The organism is Microbacterium sp. CGR1 (assembly GCF_001266755.1).
Lineage (GTDB): Bacteria > Actinomycetota > Actinomycetes > Actinomycetales > Microbacteriaceae > Microbacterium.
Genome location: NZ_CP012299.1, coordinates 2,588,795 through 2,606,430, shown reverse-complemented (window position 1 = coordinate 2,606,430; position 17,636 = coordinate 2,588,795). Strand labels below are relative to the sequence as shown.

General features: G+C 66.6%; 15 protein-coding genes. 10 read left to right on the top strand and 5 right to left on the bottom strand.

Annotated features, from left to right (window positions below; translation table 11 throughout):
• The first annotated feature begins 1,495 nt into the window (after positions 1-1,495).
• The 6 genes from AKG07_RS12595 (at position 1,496) to AKG07_RS12570 (ending at position 6,762) form a co-directional block, all read left to right on the top strand.
• Positions 1,496-1,939, top strand: coding sequence for an AAA family ATPase (locus AKG07_RS12595; protein ID WP_053098233.1), 444 nt, complete (start codon positions 1,496-1,498; stop codon positions 1,937-1,939).
• Between the two features lie 587 nt (positions 1,940-2,526).
• Positions 2,527-3,402: a ParA family protein gene (locus tag AKG07_RS12590; RefSeq protein WP_269464941.1), complete on the top strand. Its 876-nt coding sequence runs from the start codon at positions 2,527-2,529 to the stop codon at positions 3,400-3,402.
• Positions 3,402-4,370, top strand: a complete 969-nt coding sequence (locus AKG07_RS12585; RefSeq protein WP_082297931.1) for a ParB/RepB/Spo0J family partition protein — start codon at positions 3,402-3,404, stop codon at positions 4,368-4,370. Before AKG07_RS12590 ends, AKG07_RS12585 begins: the two co-directional genes overlap by 1 nt.
• Before the next feature lie 61 nt (positions 4,371-4,431).
• On the top strand, positions 4,432-5,880 hold the full coding sequence (locus AKG07_RS12580) for a sugar porter family MFS transporter (protein WP_053098230.1): 1,449 nt from the start codon (positions 4,432-4,434) through the stop codon (positions 5,878-5,880).
• A 9-nt stretch (positions 5,881-5,889) separates the two neighbouring features.
• The gene (locus AKG07_RS12575; RefSeq protein WP_053098229.1) at positions 5,890-6,225 is read left to right on the top strand and encodes a hypothetical protein; all 336 of its coding nucleotides are present in this window, start codon (positions 5,890-5,892) and stop codon (positions 6,223-6,225) included.
• Positions 6,226-6,243: 18 nt separating this feature from the next.
• A complete protein-coding gene (locus AKG07_RS12570) occupies positions 6,244-6,762 on the top strand; it encodes a GrpB family protein (RefSeq protein ID WP_053098228.1) in 519 nt (172 codons plus the stop codon).
• A 90-nt stretch (positions 6,763-6,852) separates the two neighbouring features.
• Here the strand turns inward: AKG07_RS12570 and trxA are convergent, their stop codons facing one another.
• From trxA to AKG07_RS12550, 4 genes are all read right to left on the bottom strand, one after another.
• Entirely contained in the window at positions 6,853-7,176 is a 324-nt protein-coding gene (trxA, locus tag AKG07_RS12565) for a thioredoxin (protein ID WP_042541543.1), read from the bottom strand.
• 67 nt (positions 7,177-7,243) lie between these two features.
• Entirely contained in the window at positions 7,244-8,218 is a 975-nt protein-coding gene (trxB, locus tag AKG07_RS12560) for a thioredoxin-disulfide reductase (RefSeq protein WP_053099317.1), read from the bottom strand.
• An 88-nt stretch (positions 8,219-8,306) separates the two neighbouring features.
• Positions 8,307-9,926: a murein biosynthesis integral membrane protein MurJ gene (gene murJ, locus AKG07_RS12555; RefSeq protein ID WP_053098227.1), complete on the bottom strand. Its 1,620-nt coding sequence runs from the start codon at positions 9,924-9,926 to the stop codon at positions 8,307-8,309.
• The gene (locus AKG07_RS12550; RefSeq protein WP_053098226.1) at positions 9,919-12,102 is read right to left on the bottom strand and encodes a DUF6049 family protein; all 2,184 of its coding nucleotides are present in this window, start codon (positions 12,100-12,102) and stop codon (positions 9,919-9,921) included. The genes murJ and AKG07_RS12550 overlap by 8 nt, the downstream gene beginning before the upstream one ends.
• Before the next feature lie 74 nt (positions 12,103-12,176).
• Here AKG07_RS12550 and AKG07_RS12545 point away from each other — a divergent pair, with 74 nt between their 5' ends.
• From AKG07_RS12545 to AKG07_RS12535, 3 genes are read left to right on the top strand one after another with little or no spacing between them, the layout of a single operon-like run.
• A complete protein-coding gene (locus AKG07_RS12545) occupies positions 12,177-13,733 on the top strand; it encodes a DUF7059 domain-containing protein (RefSeq protein ID WP_082297930.1) in 1,557 nt (518 codons plus the stop codon).
• Between the two features lie 40 nt (positions 13,734-13,773).
• Positions 13,774-14,829, top strand: a complete 1,056-nt coding sequence (locus tag AKG07_RS12540) for an LLM class flavin-dependent oxidoreductase (RefSeq protein WP_053098225.1) — start codon at positions 13,774-13,776, stop codon at positions 14,827-14,829.
• A 42-nt stretch (positions 14,830-14,871) separates the two neighbouring features.
• On the top strand, positions 14,872-15,459 hold the full coding sequence (locus AKG07_RS12535) for a carboxypeptidase-like regulatory domain-containing protein (protein ID WP_445928304.1): 588 nt from the start codon (positions 14,872-14,874) through the stop codon (positions 15,457-15,459).
• 38 nt (positions 15,460-15,497) lie between these two features.
• Here AKG07_RS12535 and AKG07_RS12530 read toward each other — a convergent pair whose 3' ends face one another.
• Positions 15,498-17,258, bottom strand: coding sequence for an alkaline phosphatase family protein (locus AKG07_RS12530; RefSeq protein ID WP_053098223.1), 1,761 nt, complete (start codon positions 17,256-17,258; stop codon positions 15,498-15,500).
• 81 nt (positions 17,259-17,339) lie between these two features.
• On the opposite strand from AKG07_RS12530, the gene AKG07_RS12525 reads away from it, so the two are divergent.
• Positions 17,340-17,633 (top strand): hypothetical protein, encoded by a 294-nt coding sequence (locus tag AKG07_RS12525; protein WP_053098222.1) that lies wholly within the window; start codon positions 17,340-17,342, stop codon positions 17,631-17,633.
• Positions 17,634-17,636 lie beyond the last annotated feature (3 nt).

Genomic DNA, 17,636 nt, shown 5'->3' with positions numbered 1-17,636 from the left:
GGAACTTTCAATCGGGTATCGCGGCGGAACCGGTCAGGCGGCTGTTCTGACCCGCTGCCGCTGACAACATTCGGGCGACAGGGTGACCTGGCAACACCCTGCTCAGTCTCACCGGGATTCTTGCGGCGTGCGGGAGTGAACGACCACCCTTCGACCGCACGAATGGACAGTTCTCCTCGGACTGACCGCGTCGCGCTATGCGGCAGGCACAAGTGTTTCACGTGAAACATCGAGCGGCGGGTCGTGATGACTTCGGATGATCGCGACCGCGCGAAAGCAGGAACAGGGTGAGGGTCTCGGGGGCCAGCCGCGACGTGGGCGATTGAGGGCGCGCTAGTGGCGCGTCGTTGCTGGGTGCCCGTACACCGTCGGGTGGACGGTCTCAAAGACTAGTGATCGCGTCACGATCCCAATGAGCAGTTTGCGACGCCCCGCTCGCGAGACAGTCGCTAGCTCATTGACGTGACAAGTCATCGAGCGTCTCGAAGGTGCGGGGACTCCTGGCCCGAGAAGCGGCGGTCCCCGGTCTGAACGATAGAAATCGTGAGCTGGCGCGAGGCTCGGTGTCGCACCGAGAGCCCGAGCAGCAGCGCTCTGGAGGGCTACCCGCAATGGGACGCACGCGGTCGTTGCTGATGCTCCTGCTGCGGTGCCAGCGAGGTGCACCCCGAGGTCTGTCGCGGCGGTCGCGGGCGGGGTTCTCGGATATATCCCAGTTCAGGGGCGGATCCGTGCACCACCCGAGCTCGGCAACTGTGGCCAGGCGGTGCGCGTGGTTCGTGCTGAGTTGCCGTCAGTATGACGCAAGGGAAGAGCAGACGGGACTCTGTAGACGAACGTTTCACGTGAAACACCGTGAGTATTGTTTCGCGCCTGCGGTTCCTTTGTGGGTCGACGCCACGCACTAGATCCTCGTCGGACCCAAGGTGGGCGAGCTGACTCTAGAGCGATGCTTGCAGCGAAGAGCGGGGCCGTCGACGCGCGTCGTCCCAGTCCTTGACGCGTGTGCAGCACGCGCACGACGTAATTCTGTCGGGTCCGTCTGAGCAGATGTTTCACGTGAAACACCGCTGAACTCGCGATGAGATGGGTGGGGCTCCACCCGAAAGGTCGGTCCCACGTGACCACGGCGCTACCCTTCGTCATTCGACGTGGCTGGGCTGTCTGAAGCCGTGCGTGGCGTGCGCGATGCGTCTGTGACGACTAGGTGATTCGCGCGTGGGTGACCTCGGGGGTGAGGTCTACTGGTGAGACGACCCTGAGGCAATGAGCGCAGGCGTTCAGGCAGCGGAGTGAAACCCGTCGCGGCTCACAGTTATGCGCCGGCTGGAGCCGGCGCATAAGCCGAAGCAAGAGTGGGGGCCCTCTATCGCTCGGCTAGCCGGAGCAGCTCTAGACGCGGAGGCAATCCCGTCAGCCAGCACGCGGTCCGGGTAGAACGCTCCTGTCGCTCACGTCGGCGATGTTCCACGTGAAACATCGATATGGTGAATGCATGGTGCGCATGCTCATCACTGGGATGTCTGGCGTCGGCAAGTCCAGCGCGCTGCAGGTACTGGGGGAGCGGGGATACTCCGTCGTCGACACCGATTATGGACCATGGACAACCGAGTCGGGACTGTGGGACGAGGTCTTGATGGGTGCGCTACTCGGGGAGAGCACCGAAGTCATCGTGTCTGGCACGGTGTCGAATCAGGGTGCCTTCTACGACCGATTCGACCACGTGGTCCTCCTGTCCGCGCCTGTTTCGGTGATGCTCGATCGTGTTCGTCGGCGATCTTCGAATCCCTACGGCTCGACGACGGTGCAGCAAGACGAGATTCGCACGAACCTCGAAACCGTGGAGCCGCTACTGCGGGCGACGTGCACGTCCGAGATCGACGCAACTCAACCGCTGACCGCCGTCGTCGACCGGATCGAGCAGCTCCTACGATCTTGATCGAGGCCGATACGCGTCAGATGTTTCACGTGAAACTATGCGGCTGTCGACCGTCACCACGGACCTCGGCGCACAGGGGAGGATCCGGTTCCACGCGATAGTGGTGTGAAGGATGCTGACGAGTCCCTTGTGACCGGTCGGTCTCCCCGAAACGAGCGGCGACAGCGACGTAGACTCGTCAGGTCCCGTGAGCCGCTAGCGGGCAGCCTCTTTCACAGAGGGCGCGACATCCGTGTGGGCCGAGGACAGAGACACCCTGCTCTCCTCACGCCCGTGCAACCACCGACACGAACTGGTCGCCGGCGCGACAGATGGTGCAGTGCGTGGACGTCGTCACTCCATGCGTGTAGCCCTATCTCCGGTGCGTCAGGACGTTCAACGGCACAATGAACACCCAGGCCAGAAGGCGAAAGTGCCACTCTCTCCGCAACGGCACGTCCGGACGAGGTATCACCGGCCTGCACGACTCAGGAAGGATTCGAGAAGGCAACGTCTGCCACAGCGATTAGAGTGGAACACGGCCCCGAAAGGAGTGGATGTTTCACGTGAAACAGCCCGAAAAGGCATCACCGAAGGACTCTTTCGGGATGGATACGCCCCTCGCGCGGGAACTCGCCGACCTCTCCGCACGACGCAGAGCACTCGAGACCGTGTCCATCGACTTCGCCGGAGACACCCGCATCCTGACGGTCTCCAACCAGAAGGGCGGCGTAGGTAAGACCACGAGCGCCGTCAATGTCGCCTCTGCACTCGCGGGTCTTGGCGCACGGGTCCTTGTGATCGATCTGGACCCTCAGGGCAACGCCTCGACCGCGCTCGGAGTGCCGCACAACGCCGAGACTCCGAGCGTCTATGACGTCCTGATCGAAGACACCCCGCTCGCCGACATCGTGCAGCAGAGTCCCGAGGACGAGAACCTCTTCTGTGCACCGAGCACCATCCATCTCGCCGGCGCAGAGATCGAACTCGTCGCGCAGGTCGCACGGGAGCATCGACTGCGACGTGCGCTCGAGGAGTATCTCGTCGACAACCGTATGGACTTCGTCATCATCGACTGCCCTCCGTCGCTCGGGCTGCTCACGATCAACGCCTTCACCGCGGCGAACGAGGTCTTCATCCCCATCCAGTGCGAGTACTACGCGCTCGAGGGTCTTAGTCAACTGCTCGGCAGCATCCAGATGATCCAGAAGCACCTGAATCCCGGACTGCACCTCTCCACGATCCTGCTGACGATGTTCGACGGACGCACGCGACTCGCGCAGCAGGTGGCGGACGAGGTCCGCACGCACTTCCCCGAACAGGTGCTCGACACCGTCATCCCGCGTTCCGTGCGGGTGTCGGAGGCACCGAGTTTCGGTCAGACCGTGATCGCCTACGATGGGCAATCCGCCGGCGCCGTCGCGTATCGCGAGGCCGCTGTCGAGATCGCGTCGCGGACGGCGACGCAGAGCAAGGAGAAATGATGGCGAAGCGCACTGGACTGGGTCGGGGCATCGGAGCCCTCATCCCGACGGCTGATCAGTCCGAGCGTCCCGTGGATGTGTTCTTCCCCGGAGCCAATCTGCGTCCGGCGACGGAGCAGACCAGTGACCAGCCCGCAGCAGAAGGCGATCTCGAGGTCGTTCCCGGCATCCACCTCGTCGAGGTCGATCCGCAGAAGATCGTGCCGAACCCGCGTCAGCCGCGCACGCACTTCAATCCCGAGGACCTCGCAGAGCTCGTGCACAGCGTGCGTGAGTTCGGCGTTCTGCAGCCGGTGGTCGTTCGCAAGAACAGCGACGGCGAGTACGAGCTGATCATGGGGGAGCGGCGCACCCGCGCCGCGCGGGAGGCGGGCCTCGAGAAGATCCCGGCGATCGTCCGCGAGACCGCCGACGAAGATCTCCTGCGCGATGCTCTGCTCGAGAACCTGCACCGCTCCGAGCTGAATCCGCTCGAAGAGGCCTCGGCATACCAGCAGCTGCTCGAGGACTTCGGGATCACCCAGGAAGAGCTCGCCACGCGGATCGGTCGGTCGCGCCCTCAGATCAGCAATACGATCCGTCTGCTCAAGCTCCCCGTTCCCGTGCAGCAGCGTGTGGCGGCGGGGGTGCTGACGGCTGGACACGCTCGCGCGATCCTCAGCCTGGAGTCACCCGAGGCCATGCAGCGTCTCGCCGACAAGGTCGTGAACGAGGACCTGTCGGTGCGCGCGACCGAGGTCGCTGCGAAGACGGAGCCCGCAGCACCGGGCCGGACGGCGAAGCCGACTCCGGGCGCTCGACGGGCGTACCTCGACGAGGTGGCCGGCAACCTCGGGGATCGCCTCAACACGCGCGTCAAGGTGTCGCTGGGCGCTCGAAAAGGCCAGGTCATCATTGATTTCGCATCGATTCAAGATCTGAACCGCATCCTCGGTGAACTGGGCGAATCGGGGTACGGTCCGGCGTGATTCCGCCGCTCGACCCCTGAGCGGTCGTAGACTCTCGACATCTCGTCGATGAGGGGGAGTCATGTCCGGAGCAGCGAGTCCAGTGAAGTTCCAACGCCGCGTCATCGCGGTGAGTATCGCCGCAGCACTCGGCGGGTTCCTCTTCGGATTCGATACCGCCGTGATCAACGGCGCCGTCGATGCTCTCGCGGGGAACGTCTCGGGCTTCGACCTCGGGGTCGGGCTCAAGGGCTTCGCGGTGTCGTCGGCCCTGATCGGGTGTGCCGTCGGTGCGTGGTTCGCAGGACCGATTGCGAACAAACGCGGGCGAATCCCCGTGATGGTCTTCGCGGCGGCGATGTTCTTCGTCTCCGCCATCGGCTCGGGACTCGCGTTCAGTGTCGTCGACCTCATCATCTGGCGAGTGGTGGGTGGTCTCGGTGTCGGTGCGGCATCCGTCATCGCTCCCGCATACATCGCCGAGGTCTCGCCTGCCCGGGTGCGAGGTCGACTGGGCTCTCTGCAGCAGCTCGCCATCGTCACCGGAATCTTCGCCGCTCTGCTCTCCGACGCGTGGCTGGCGGGCCTCGCGGGTGCCGCAGACCAGCCTCTGTGGGGACTCACCGCCTGGAGATGGATGTTCATCATCGAGGCGGTGCCCGCACTCGTCTACGGGATCATGTCGTTCCGTCTGCCCGAATCGCCGCGATATCTCGTGCGCAAGGGCGATCTGAAAGGCGCGTCCCAGGTGCTCGAGACGGTCACGGGGGCCGTTGACGTCGACGCGAAGATCCAGGAGATCACCAGCACCATCGACACCGAGCGCAAGGAGTCGCTGAGCGACCTGCGGGGCAGTCGTCTGGGGCTCAAGCCGATCGTGTGGGTCGGCATCCTGCTCTCCGTGTTCCAGCAGTTCGTCGGCATCAACGTCATCTTCTACTACTCGACGACACTGTGGCAGTCCGTCGGCTTCGATGAGTCGAGCGCCCTGCTGACCTCCGTCATCACGTCGGTGACGAACATCGTGGTCACCATCATCGCGATCCTGCTGGTCGACAAGGTCGGCCGACGCATCATGCTTCTCGTCGGCTCTGTGGGTATGACGGTGACGCTGGGCCTCATGGCGCTCGCCTTCTCGTTCGGTGAGCTGAACGCCGAGGGCACAGCGACCCTGCCTGACCCGTGGGCGACCGTCGCCCTCATCTGCGCGAACGGCTTCGTGGTCTTCTTCGGTGCCACCTGGGGTCCGCTCGTCTGGGTCCTTCTGGGAGAGATCTTCCCGAACTCGATCCGCGCCGGCGCACTCGCGGTCGCGGCAGCAGCCCAGTGGGCAGCGAACTTCTTCATCTCGACCACCTTCCCTGTGTTCGCCGAGATCGGCCTCACATTCGCCTACGGCTTCTACGCGTTCTTCGCGCTGCTGTCGTTCTTCTTCGTGTACTTCAAGGTGCCCGAGACCAAGGGTCGCGAGCTCGAGGAGATGACGGACGAGCTGAAGGTGGAGCGCCGGGGCACCCGCAGGGCGACGTAGGCTGGAAGCATGACCGAGTCAGTTCCGCGCCGCGCCAGCCTCGAAGTGCTGAGAGCAGAAGCGTCGGACGAACTCGCCGTGCTGATCCAGGAGAGACTCCTCGGCGGGGAAGACCCATGGGAGTTCATGGAGGAGCTGCCGAGCGTCGATGAGCTCGTCGTCTACCTGCTGCGAGCCGACAACATCACCGCGAACGACGGTGTGCGACCGAACGCGGCTCGGCACTACCGGGTGCTGCGCCAGATCGCGCTGGAGTACCCCGAGCTCACGCCGGCGGTCTGGGGCCTTCTCGACGAGAAGCAGCGGCACCGACGCTGGGACCCGTCCGTGGCCGACGCCTCCTAGGCTCCCACCGTGCCGCGGATGCTCGTCTCCTACGACCCGGAGTGGCCGAAGCAGTTCGAGGCGTTCGCCGCTGAGATTCAGACGGTCGCGGACGCGGATTGGCTGATCGAGCACATCGGATCTACGGCGATCCCCGGCATGCGCGCGAAGCCGATCATCGACCTGGCCGTCCGCATCGTCGATCGCAGCGACTTCGACGCGCGCAGGCCCGCTCTGGAAGCCGCAGGATGGCGCCCGGGCAGCGCTGTGCGCACGCACCCGGTCATGATCCGCGAATCTGACGGCGTACGGATCGCGATCGCGCACTTCTTCGTCGAGGAGGAGTGGGATGCGGTGCACCAGCGCATCCTGCGGGACTGGCTTCTGGAGCATCCGGAGGATGCCGATCGCTACGCGCATGCGAAGTGCGACGCCGTCGCCGCTCAGGCGAGGGGGAGGACGGCCTACAACACCGCGAAGTCGCCCATCATCCAGGAGCTCGTCGACCGCGCTCGCGCGTCTCGAGGACTTCCTCCGGTGCGGATCTCCGACAAGTAGTCGGCTCTCGTCTCAGGAATGGGGACGGAAGCGGCTGGGTACGAGAAAGGGCCGCCACCCGGAGGGGTGACGGCCCTGAAGACTGCAGGATCAGCCGATGAAAGCCGCGAGGTCCTGCTCGAGGGCCGGCTTCGGCTTGGCGCCGATGATGGTCGTCTTGACCTCACCGCCCTGGAACACCTTCATCGCGGGGATCGAGGTGATCTGGTACTTCATCGCCAGCTGCGGGTTCTCGTCCACGTTCAGCTTGAGGATGGTGATCTTGTCGGGGTTGTCCGCCTGGATCTGGTCCAGAACGGGGGCGACCATACGACACGGTCCGCACCACTCGGCCCAGAAGTCCACGAGGACGGGACCTTCGGCCTGCAGAACGTCCTGCTCCCAGGTCGCCTGGCTCGTAGCCTTTGCACTCATCAGAGTTCTCCTTGATTCGAGGTTCGCCTGCTACAACAGCGGGCGAGGTGAAAGTGTTCCCGTCCGCTCAGGCGGTGATGATTTCAGCGGCTTCGGCGGCCGGGAACTCGACCGATGCGTCTTCGAGGTCCGCCAGGAAGTGCTCGGCGTCGAGAGCGGCGACCGTGCCCGAGCCAGCGGCCGTGATGGCCTGACGGTAGGTGGGGTCGATCACGTCGCCGGCGGCGAACACACCGGGGACCGAGGTGACGGACGAACGGCCGTCGACCCAGATGGTGCCCTCGGCGGTCAGCTCGAGCTTGTCGTGCACGAGGTGCGTGCGCGGGTCGTTGCCGATCGCGATGAACAGGCCGTCGAGCGCGAGGTCGCTCAGCGTGCCGTCGACCGTGTTGCGCAGCTGCACGCCCGTGACGGAGTCGCCACCGAGGATCTCGGCGACCTCGCTGTTCCACACGAACTCGATCTTCTCGTTCGCGAAGGCCCGCTCCTGCATGATCTTCGAGGCGCGCAGGGTGTCCTTGCGGTGGATGACGTAGACCTTCTCGGCGAAGCGGGTGAGGAACGTGGCCTCTTCCATCGCCGAGTCGCCGCCGCCGACGACGGCGATCGTCTTCTCGCGGAAGAAGAAGCCGTCGCAGGTGGCGCACCACGAGACGCCGTAGCCCGACAGGCGCTCTTCGCCCTCGATGCCGAGCTTGCGATAGGCGGAGCCGGTCGCGTAGATCAGCGACTGGGTCTCGTGCACCGTTCCGCTGCCGAGGGTGACCTTCTTGACGGGGCCGGCGAGGTCGAGCTCGGTGACGTCGTCATAGACGACCTCGGTGCCGAACTTCTCAGCCTGCTCCTGGAACTTCGCCATGAGCTCGGGGCCCTGGATGCCCTCGGGGAAGCCGGGGTAGTTCTCGACCTCGGTGGTGTTCATCAGCTCTCCGCCGACCTCGACCGTGCTCGCGATGAGCAGCGGCTTGAGGTTCGCGCGCGCCGCGTAGATGGCGGCGGTGAATCCGGCGGGACCGGAACCGATGATGATGACCTGACGCATGTGCTCTCCGTCGTAGATGCTGAGACGCCGAAAGACGTTCGACTGCTTCAACCAATGGTAACCGCGCGACATTCCCGCGCGAGGGGGCTCAGCGGCCCGGCAGGAAACGCCGCAGCATGCCGCTCGCGACCTTGAGCTCCGGAGCGCGCAGGACAGCCAGGATGCCGATGTAGACGACCACGACGGCGAGGCCGATGATGCAGGTGCCGATGGCTCCCTGGATCTTGTCGGACGTGGTCCACCCGGTCGGACCGCCGAGCAGCAGGAAGACGCCCCACCCGGCGAACCCGGCGGGAACGGCAGCGACGGCGTAGCGGACGACAGCGGTCATCCAGGTGCGGATCTGGAGTCCGCCGATCTTGCGGTGCAGCAGCCAGCTGGCCACGATCATCTGCAGGGTGCTCGCGATCGACTGGCCCAGCGCGATGGCTGCGGCCAGCATGGTCACCTCGATGATCTCGGCGGCGAGCAGCCACTGCGCGACCAGAGCGGTGACGACCACGAGACCGCACTGGAACAGCGTGAACCAGAAGGGCGTGCGGGTGTCGCCGTAGGCGTAGAAGGTGCGTTGCACGATGAAGAGGATCGTCAGCGGAACCAGGCACACGAGGAAGGCGAGCAGCACCAGCGCCGCTTCTTCGGCGTGCGACGCCTGATTGGTGAAGACTCGCGAGGCGGGAATCGCTGCCGCGGCGACCGCGGCGACGGCGACGGCGATGAAGAAGAGCAGGGTGCGGATGCTCTGGGCGATGTCTGCGCGGACCTCGGCATGTCTGCCGGCCGCCGCGTGCTCGCTGATCTGCGTGAAATAGGGCGTGCCGATCGACAGCACGATGATCGAGTACGGGAGCATGAAGATCAGCCAGGCGTACTGGAAGGTGGCGACGGACGCGCCTCGTCCGGAGGCTTCGGTGAGGATCTGGGTCTGCACGAGTCCGGCGCCGAGACTCGTCAGCGCCATGAGGAACGTCCATCCGGCGAGCCGTCCGACGTTGCCGAGTCCGACGCCGCGCCAACGGAAGTCGGGGCGGAGCGCGAGACCCGTGCGGCGCCAGAAGATCAGCAGGATCGCGGCCTGGATCACGATGCCGAGCGTGGCCGTTCCACCGAGGGCGGCGATCATCTCGGGAGTCCAGTCGGAGACGCGGGTGAGCGGGCCGCCGAACAGCGCGCCCACGACGAGGAAGCCTGCGATCGACACGATGTTGTTGACGACCGGCGCCCAGGTGAAAGGCCCGAAGATCCGCCGTGCGTTGAGCGCCTCGCCCAGCAGCGCGTAGAGCCCGTAGAAGAGGATCTGCGGCATACACCAGTACGCGAACGCCGTCGCGAGCGCGAGGAACTCCGCGGAACCCTCCTTGCCGGCGTAGAGCCACACGAGCCAGGGCGCGGCGATCGTGGCGATACCCGTGATGACGACCAGCACGACGGTGCCGAGCGTGAAGAGCTTCGAGATGAAGGCGTTGCCACCGTCGGCATCCGCTGTCGCCTTGACGATCTGCGGGATGATCACGGCCGTCAGCACGCCCACCGAGATGAGCGAGAAGACGTTGTTCGGCAGTTGATTCGCGATCGCGAAGGCGTCTGCGGCGCCCGCACCGACCGAGCCGATCACGCCGACGAGGACGATGGTTCGCAGAAGCCCGGTGACGCGCGAGATGAGCGTTCCGGCGCCGATCAGTGCGCTGGCGCGGCCGAGACTACTCATTCAGCTCCTCGACGGCATCCGGTGAGGAGGTCGCCTGTTCTTCGTCGCCGGCGAGGGCTTCACGCCGCCGGCGCCGGACGGTGCGGATGATGCCGAGACCGAGCAGCAGCACGATCAGACCGCCGAATGCGGCGAGCCCGATGGTCTCCCATTCGGCCCGCACCGAGACGCGCACGCGCTCGGGCTGGCTGATCGGCACACCGGTGGGGCTCGAGAGCGACAGCGTCAGGGTGACCTCGCCACTGCCCACTCGGGCCGACACGGGGACCTTCACCCTCGTCGTCGTGCCGGGCTGGATCGTCCACGGCGTGACGGACTGCACCTCGAGGCGCGGGTCGCTCGGCTTCACCGTGAGCTCGATGTTCACCGGCCATGGCAGGTCGTTGCGCACCGAGAACGGGAGGTCGGCGTTGGCGGAGAGCAGCTGGATGGTGCTCGCCGGAGGGATGTCGACCGCGTTCAGCGTCTCGGTCGTCTGCTCGTTCACGTCGGCGACGGCCTCTGAGAAGCCCTTGTCCGTCAGGCCGACCGCGGTCGCCCGCATGATCTGGATGCGCTTGGGGCTCAGCAGAAGCTGGCTGTCGTCGAGGATCGTGGAGAACTCGCCGAGCACGACCTCGCTGTCGAGCATCCCCTGCAGGGCCGTGGCTCGTGCCGGGTCGGGCTCGGTCGAAAGGGTCGAGGGTGTCGCCGGGATCGCGAGGACCTCGGAGAGACCGAACCCGAGGGAGTCGACCGATGAGACGGCCTCTCTGAGCGCATCAGCGGTGCGGGTCTCGTCGCGGTCGAGTCCGATCAGAAGCGGCGTCGTCGGACTCGCCTGAGCTGACAGGGCGAGATAAGCGCTCGCCTCGGCCAGCGACTGCTGACGGGCGGCGTCGTCGTCTTCGCTCGCCGCCTGCGACAGAGCATCCGATGCGGCATCCACGGCGACCAGCACGCTGTGCGAATCGATCGCGGCGTGCGCGCCGACCGCACCGCCGACCGCTGCAGAGGAGAGGACAGTGACCGCGCCGCCGCTCAGGTACGTCGAGAACGTGTCGAGATCGGCGGCGGAGAGATCGCTGCGGGGCCACAGAATGCCGGGGGTCGACCCCTCGACGGCCATGAGCTGTGCGTCGTCGGGCAGCACCGGACCGTCGGTGGGCTGAGGGCTCGGCTCATCACTCGGTGTCGGCACGGGAGTCGGTGCGCTGCCATCCGTCGGCAGCGAGGCGGGAGTCGGCGCGGGAGTCGCGGTGGGGGTCTCGTCCGGAGGCTCGGTGAAGCTGCTGAGGGTGAGGAACGGCGCGAGCGTCGTGGGCTGCAGCAGTCCCGGAAGACCCGCCTGCGCCTGTGTGGTGGCGTCGGCATCGCCGAACTGCAGAGAGAACCGCTCGTTGGGCAGAGCGTCGAGAAGTCGCAGCCACTCGCGCGCGCTCTGCGGCGCCGAAGAGCCGAGCACGCGGATGGCGGCGGGGATCGCCGGGTCGATCGCCAGGGTCGCGGACGTCCCTCGGACACCCTCGATCGTCGCGGTGAGTGCGCCGTCGGGCGCGGTGAGAGCGCTGAGCTCGTCCGCGGTGAGAAGGGCGCCGTCGGAGGGCGTCGCCGTGATCGGCACCATCACGGCGACGGGCGGATTCGCAGCAGCGGTCACCACGAGCACGGATGTCGACGTTACCGTTCGCGCGGCATCCTGACCCTCGTTCTGCGCCCCGCTGAGCGTCGCGCGCAGCGGGTACACACCCGGTGCGAGGTCACCGAGAACTTCGGGAGGCAGGAAGAGGCTCGTGGTCGCGGAGGTCTCGGCGTCGACCGGTGCGACGGTGTCGGTTCCGAGCTGGTCGAAACCCCCTGTGGCGTCGGAGTCATTCAGCCACGTCGTGACCGAGGCTTCGTCCGCGAGCGGAGTGCGGTTGATCTCCAGAGTGACTCGTCCGGCGGAGAGTTCGGACTTCGCGTCGTTCTGCACGGTGATCGAGGCCGTCGTCGCGGTGCCAGGGGCGACCGTTCCGCGCACCCCCGCCGACAACAGGAGCTCGACGGAGGACGCCTCGGACTCGTCATCGGCGGCTGCGACCGCGCTGCCTGCGCCCGTGCTGACCAGGCCGAGTACGATCGCCGAGATGACGGACCCGCGCGCCAGGCGCTGCAGGCGCGTGCGGAGGCCGTTCTCGAAGATGGTCGCGGTCATGAAGGTCTTCCTCGAACGCCGGGATCCCAGGCTGCTCGTGAGTGGTGACCTTGTGATTCTAGGCCGCTGGCTGAATGAGAACCCTGAAGACGCGTAGAGTGACGGCCGTGTCCGACACCCTCGCCCCCACGCCCGATCCGCTCCGCAGCACCGCGCTCGCCGCAGATCTCGACGCCGCGGATCTCCGCTCGGAGCCGCTCCGTCGCCTGTGGGGCGAGGAGGAGGACGACGCGCTGGCCAGAGGCATGCGCGAGCCGATCCTGCGCGCGATCGCCGGTGACGAGGGTGTGCTCGCGACTCTCGGCAGGCTGTTGGTGCTCGGGATGCCGCAGCCGATCGCCGCGGTGACGACGGCTCTCCCGAGACTCGGAGCGGACGGCCTCGTGGCCCTCGGCCTCGCGAGGATCGAGGGCGACGAGGTGATCCCCACTGCGCTGCTGCGTCCCCAGTCGTTCGTCGACGCCGACGGGATCGGCGAATGGTGGATCGCCAGCGACCTCGATGAGGTGGCGCTCGACGGCGCGCTGCCCGCGGATCACGTGCTCGGAGTCGGCGGCGCCTCCCGCACGCTCGCCGAGGTCATCATGCCGATCGAGGTCGACCGTGCCCTCGATCTCGGCACCGGATGCGGCATCCAGGCACTGCTCGTCGCTCGTCACGCAGGATCCGTCGTCGCCACGGACATCTCGGCGCGAGCGCTCGCCTATGCCGAGTTGAACGCCCAGCTGAACGGCGTCTCGAACATCGAGTTCCGATTGGGCAGCATGTTCGAGCCCGTCGGGGGAGAGGTGTTCGACCTGATCGTGTCGAACCCGCCTTTCGTGATCACCCCGCGTGCGGAAGGGGTCCCCGAGTACGAGTATCGCGACGGGGGACTCGTCGGTGACGCGCTCGTCGAGCAGTTCCTGCGTGCGGTTCCGTCTTTCCTGACCCCGGGAGGCGTGGCGCAGCTGCTCGGCAACTGGGAGTCGCGCGGTGGCCAGGCATCGCTGAGTGGACGCGCGGGTCTCGATCGCCTCTCGTCGTGGGTTCCTGGCGACCTCGATCTGTGGGTCATCCAGCGCGAAGAGCTGTCGCCGCTGGGCTACGCAGAGCTGTGGATCCGCGACGGAGGCACGACGCCCCGCGATGCCGCGTTCACCCCGCTGCTCACCGCATGGCTCGATGACTTCGCCGCGCGTGGCGTCACCGCCGTCGGATTCGGCTACATCCTGGTGCGGCGGCCGGCAGGCGGCGGAGCGCCCCTGCGTCGTCTCGAGCGCGTCGCACAGCCCGTCTCGAACGTGGGCGGGGCGCTGCGTTCGGGTCTCGCGGCGCACGACGTGCTCGCAGAAGGACTGCCTACGACGCTGATCGTCGCTCCGGATGTCACCGAGGCACGACATCTGCTTCCGGGCAACGACGATCCGAGCATCATCGAACTGCGTCAGGGCGGTGGCTTCGCACGGACCATCGCGGTCGACCCGGCGCTCGCCGCTCTCGTCGGGGCCTGCGACGGCGAGCTCACGGTGATGCAGATCGTCGCAGCTCTGGCCGACCTGTTCGAGGTGCCGCTCGTCGACCTGTGGGCCGACCTCGAGCCCCGCATCCGCCAGCTCGTGCTCGACGGTCTGCTGATCCCGGGGGAGTGATGCAGGAATACCTGCTCGCATATATGCGTTCGAATACACCATGAAGGCTTTCGGATTCCTCTCCTTCGGGCACTATGCAGACGTGCCCGGTTCGGCGACCCGCACCGCGGGGGACATGCTGAAGCAGACCATCGAGATCGCGGAGGGTGCCGACGAGATCGGCGTGAACGGCGCCTCTGTGCGCGTGCACCACTGGGCTCGCCAGGCGGCGTCGCCCATGCCGCTGCTGTCAGCCATGGCTGCGCGTACGAAGCGCATCGAGGTCGGCACCGGCGTGATCGACATGAGGTACGAGAACCCGTTCCAGTTCGCTGAGGAGGCGGCGGCACTCGACCTGATCGCCGACGGTCGCATCGCGCTCGGCGTGAGCCGCGGGTCACCCGAGACGGCTCTGCGCGGATACGAGACCTTCGGCTTCCACGACGAGGAGGACCCCGAGCGCGGCAGTGTCATCGCTCGCGAGAAGTTCGACCTCTTCCTCCGTGCGATCGACGGCGAGGGTCTCGCCCCCGGCGACCCCCGCATGGTGGGAGCCGGCCGATACCTCGCGATCGAGCCCCAGTCGCCCACCCTGCGCGACCACATCTGGTGGGGCTCGGGTTCCCGCGCCACCGCGGAGGAGACCGGCCGCAAGGGTCTCAACATGATGAGTTCGACCCTGCTCACCGAGGCGACCGGTGTGCCGTTCCATCAGCTGCAGCGCGAGCAGATCGACCTGTTTCGTTCCGCCTACAAGGAGGCAGGACACACCGGAGCACCTCGCGTCTCGGTGAGCCGCAGCGTGTTCCCACTCGTCTCGGACATGGACAGGGCGTACTTCGGTCTGCGCAGCGAGGAGAACGCCGACCAGATCGGCATCATCGACGGCTTCCGCTCGACGTTCGGCAAGACGTATGCGGCCGAGCCCGACGTGCTGATCCAGCAGCTCTTGGCTGACGAGGCCGTCATGTCGGCAGACACTCTGTTGCTGACGATCCCTAACCAGCTGGGCCCGGCATACAACCTCCACGTGCTCGAGGCGTTCGCGACCCATGTCGCCCCGGCGCTCGGCTGGAAGCCGAACACCGAGGGTCCCGTGCAGGGAGATCCGGTCTGACGATCGACCGCAACGGCGGATGAAGGGGCGGATGCGAACTGCATCCGCCCGGCGGGAGAGTACGAGATCACGATCACGCCCCCCGACGGGTACATCGCAACCGGACCGACGACTCGCACCGAAGAACTCACCACGGACGACCTCGCGGGCATCGACTTCGAGCTCGCCCGCCCGGGATCGATCTCGGGCGCGGTGCTCACGGACGAGGGCGACCCTCTGGCCGGCGTGGTCCTCACGGTGGAATCGGATGACATCTCGCAGGAGGTGACCACCGACGCCGACGGCGCCTACGAGATCGTCGACCTGCCGCCGGACACGTACGACCTGACGATCATCGCTCCGGAGGGACGCACGATCATCGGCCCGGCCACGGCGACCTTCGTCGTGACGGCTGCGGGAGAGGCGCTCGTCGGCCCGACCTTCACGGTCTCCGCCGCGGTCGTCACGCCCACGGACCCGCCCACGCAGCCACCGACGCAGCCGACGACGCCGCCCGACACCGGGGCGGGCCAGCTGCCTGCGACAGGGCTCGGCTCCGAGACCTTCGTCTGGGCCGCCGCAGGCGCCGCGGTGCTCGTGGTCGGAGTTGTGCTCTTCCTGATCTCTCGTCGCCGCTCGAACCGCGACTGAGACACCGGGGCTGGATGCTGGCATCCAGCCCCGGGGGGTCAGGAGCCCTTCGCGGGCCCGAACAGCTCGTCGCCGTGCTCGTGCAGCAGGCGATAGGCGTCGGCGAACGTCTCGGGCTCCGGCTCACCCGGCTTGCCGTACTTGGCGAGGAGCAGCCCGAGCAGGCCGCGGGCGGGTGGGGTGAGCGGCTTCATCTGGTCGGCCTCACCGGGCTTCGGCTCGCGCTGCTCGGGATTCGGCGGCGTGTAGGCGGGCGTGGTCACGGGCCAGTCGGCCGGATGCCGGGGTGCGTCGAGGTTCACAGCGGTGAACAGTGTGTTCGCCGACTGGTCGCGGTCGTTGAGCGGCTTCAATCCGTGCAGCCGCGAGAGGGTGGCCGTGACGGATCCGTGGTGCATCTCGTCGTGGACGATCGTGCCGCGCTTCGTATAGGCCGACACGGCGATGGCGGGCACTCGGCATCCGAGTCGATCGAACGTGAAGCCCATCTCACCCGCCGCGGTGTCTTTCGTGGGCTTCGTCGCCGCGGGCGGAGGCATGTGGTCGTAGCATCCGCCGTGCTCGTCGAACGTGATGAGCAGCAGGGTGTTGACGGCGTTCGACCCCTGCGGCGACGCACTCGTGCGCACCGCCTCGTAGATGTCGTGGATCAGCCGATCGCCGGCCCGGACGTCGGAGATGGCGCTGTCGTAGACCGCTTCGCCGTCGACCTCGCTCTCACGGGGCGACCCGAACGGCGGGTGGAAGTCGTTGTGGTCGTAGACCATGCGCGGCTCGATGAACGCATACGCCGGAAGGGTGCCGTTCTTCGCGTCGGCGTAGAAGTCCTCCATCGTGCCGAAGTGCTCGGTGCGCCAGTACTTCTCCAGCACGGCAGCGTGCAGCATCCCGGTGAACGACACCAGCTGGAGCTTGTCGATGTAGATCTTCCAGCTGACCTTCTCGTCTTCCAGACGGTTGAACACCGTCGGGGCCGCGGGCGCATCGAGCCATTTGCGGTACCCGCCGCCGGCCTGGTTCGTGACGAAGCCGTGCGACGTCGACGCGTGGAAGAACGACCGGTTGCAGAACGTCTGCGACGGCACCCCGGCGTACCAGTGGTCGAACACCGCGAACTCCGATGCGAGGGTCGAGAGCACGGGGAGCATCTCGGGCGAGAAGGACCCCATGATGTGCGCGGCCTCGTCGGGGGTGGGCTCGACGCCCTTGCGCAGACGGCGGAAGTTGATGATGTAGTCCTCGAGGAACCCCGACATCGTCGCCTTCTCGCCGTGGGTGGGTGCGTTGAAGGGGGCCGTCATCTGGTCGACGAACAGGTCGGCGTTGTCCTTCGGGTCGACGGTGCCGAAGATCTGCGTGTTGACGTGGGGGTATTCCTCGCCCGGATCGGGATCGGGCAGGCTCATGATCCGGTCGGTGTCGCCGGTGTAGATGTGCGCCTCGACGACCGTGCCGTCGGATGCCGTGTTGCTGTGCGTCCCGAACGCGAGACCCTCGAACTTCTCGCCCGTCGGAAGCGACTCCTTCGAGTAGAGGTACCCGAGCAGGTTGTCGAACGAGCGGTTCTCACCCATCACCACGACGAGATGGTCGAATCCGGGTTCGCTGCGCGGAGTCAGTGCGGCGAACGGATCAGGTTCAGTGGCGAAACCCTTGCGCTGGTTCGCGACGTTCGCGCCGATCGCAGCGCCCGCCGCGCCGCCGACCACGACGCCGGCCAGTGCGGCGCCGCCCATCTTGAGGAACCCGCGCCGGGACGTGTCAGGCGCTGAGGGGGACTCGTTCGCTTCTGCGGCCACGTGCCGATCCTAGGACTCGGGCGATGCCGAGCACGAGAGTGGGGACTGTGAGGCAAAATGCGACGCCGGTAGCGTGGGGGCATGAGCTACGCAGGTGAGTCGTCGATCGAGGCGCGCGTCCGTGCCGTGAACGCCGATTTCGGCCGCCGTCAGACGCGGCTGTTCGTGACATTCGCGCTGATCGAGGGGCCGGTGCTGCTTCTGCTCGTTGTCGCGATCTACGGCTTCGAGCTGATCGATCCCGAGATCGGGATCTGGTTCATCGTCGCTGTCGCCGTCGTCGGCGGGTTCCTGTTGAGCACGCTCCTCGTGCGGCTCGTGCAGGCGCGAGTTCGCGCGGTCGCGCAGGCCAAGGGTGAGAACCCGCTGTTCTGACGT

Excerpts from the sequence above, each read along its gene's own strand:
- AKG07_RS12595 (WP_053098233.1), top strand. The coding sequence starts at position 1,496 with ATGGTGCGCATGCTCATCACTGGGATGTCTGGCGTCGGCAAGTCCAGC.
- AKG07_RS12590 (WP_269464941.1), top strand. The coding sequence starts at position 2,527 with ATGGATACGCCCCTCGCGCGGGAACTCGCCGACCTCTCCGCACGACGC.
- AKG07_RS12585 (WP_082297931.1), top strand. The coding sequence starts at position 3,402 with ATGGCGAAGCGCACTGGACTGGGTCGGGGCATCGGAGCCCTCATCCCG.
- AKG07_RS12580 (WP_053098230.1), top strand. The coding sequence starts at position 4,432 with ATGTCCGGAGCAGCGAGTCCAGTGAAGTTCCAACGCCGCGTCATCGCG.
- AKG07_RS12575 (WP_053098229.1), top strand. The coding sequence starts at position 5,890 with ATGACCGAGTCAGTTCCGCGCCGCGCCAGCCTCGAAGTGCTGAGAGCA.
- AKG07_RS12570 (WP_053098228.1), top strand. The coding sequence starts at position 6,244 with ATGCTCGTCTCCTACGACCCGGAGTGGCCGAAGCAGTTCGAGGCGTTC.
- trxA (WP_042541543.1), bottom strand. The coding sequence starts at position 7,176 with ATGAGTGCAAAGGCTACGAGCCAGGCGACCTGGGAGCAGGACGTTCTG.
- trxB (WP_053099317.1), bottom strand. The coding sequence starts at position 8,218 with ATGCGTCAGGTCATCATCATCGGTTCCGGTCCCGCCGGATTCACCGCC.
- murJ (WP_053098227.1), bottom strand. The coding sequence starts at position 9,926 with ATGAGTAGTCTCGGCCGCGCCAGCGCACTGATCGGCGCCGGAACGCTC.
- AKG07_RS12550 (WP_053098226.1), bottom strand. The coding sequence starts at position 12,102 with ATGACCGCGACCATCTTCGAGAACGGCCTCCGCACGCGCCTGCAGCGC.
- AKG07_RS12545 (WP_082297930.1), top strand. The coding sequence starts at position 12,177 with ATGAGAACCCTGAAGACGCGTAGAGTGACGGCCGTGTCCGACACCCTC.
- AKG07_RS12540 (WP_053098225.1), top strand. The coding sequence starts at position 13,774 with ATGAAGGCTTTCGGATTCCTCTCCTTCGGGCACTATGCAGACGTGCCC.
- AKG07_RS12525 (WP_053098222.1), top strand. The coding sequence starts at position 17,340 with ATGAGCTACGCAGGTGAGTCGTCGATCGAGGCGCGCGTCCGTGCCGTG.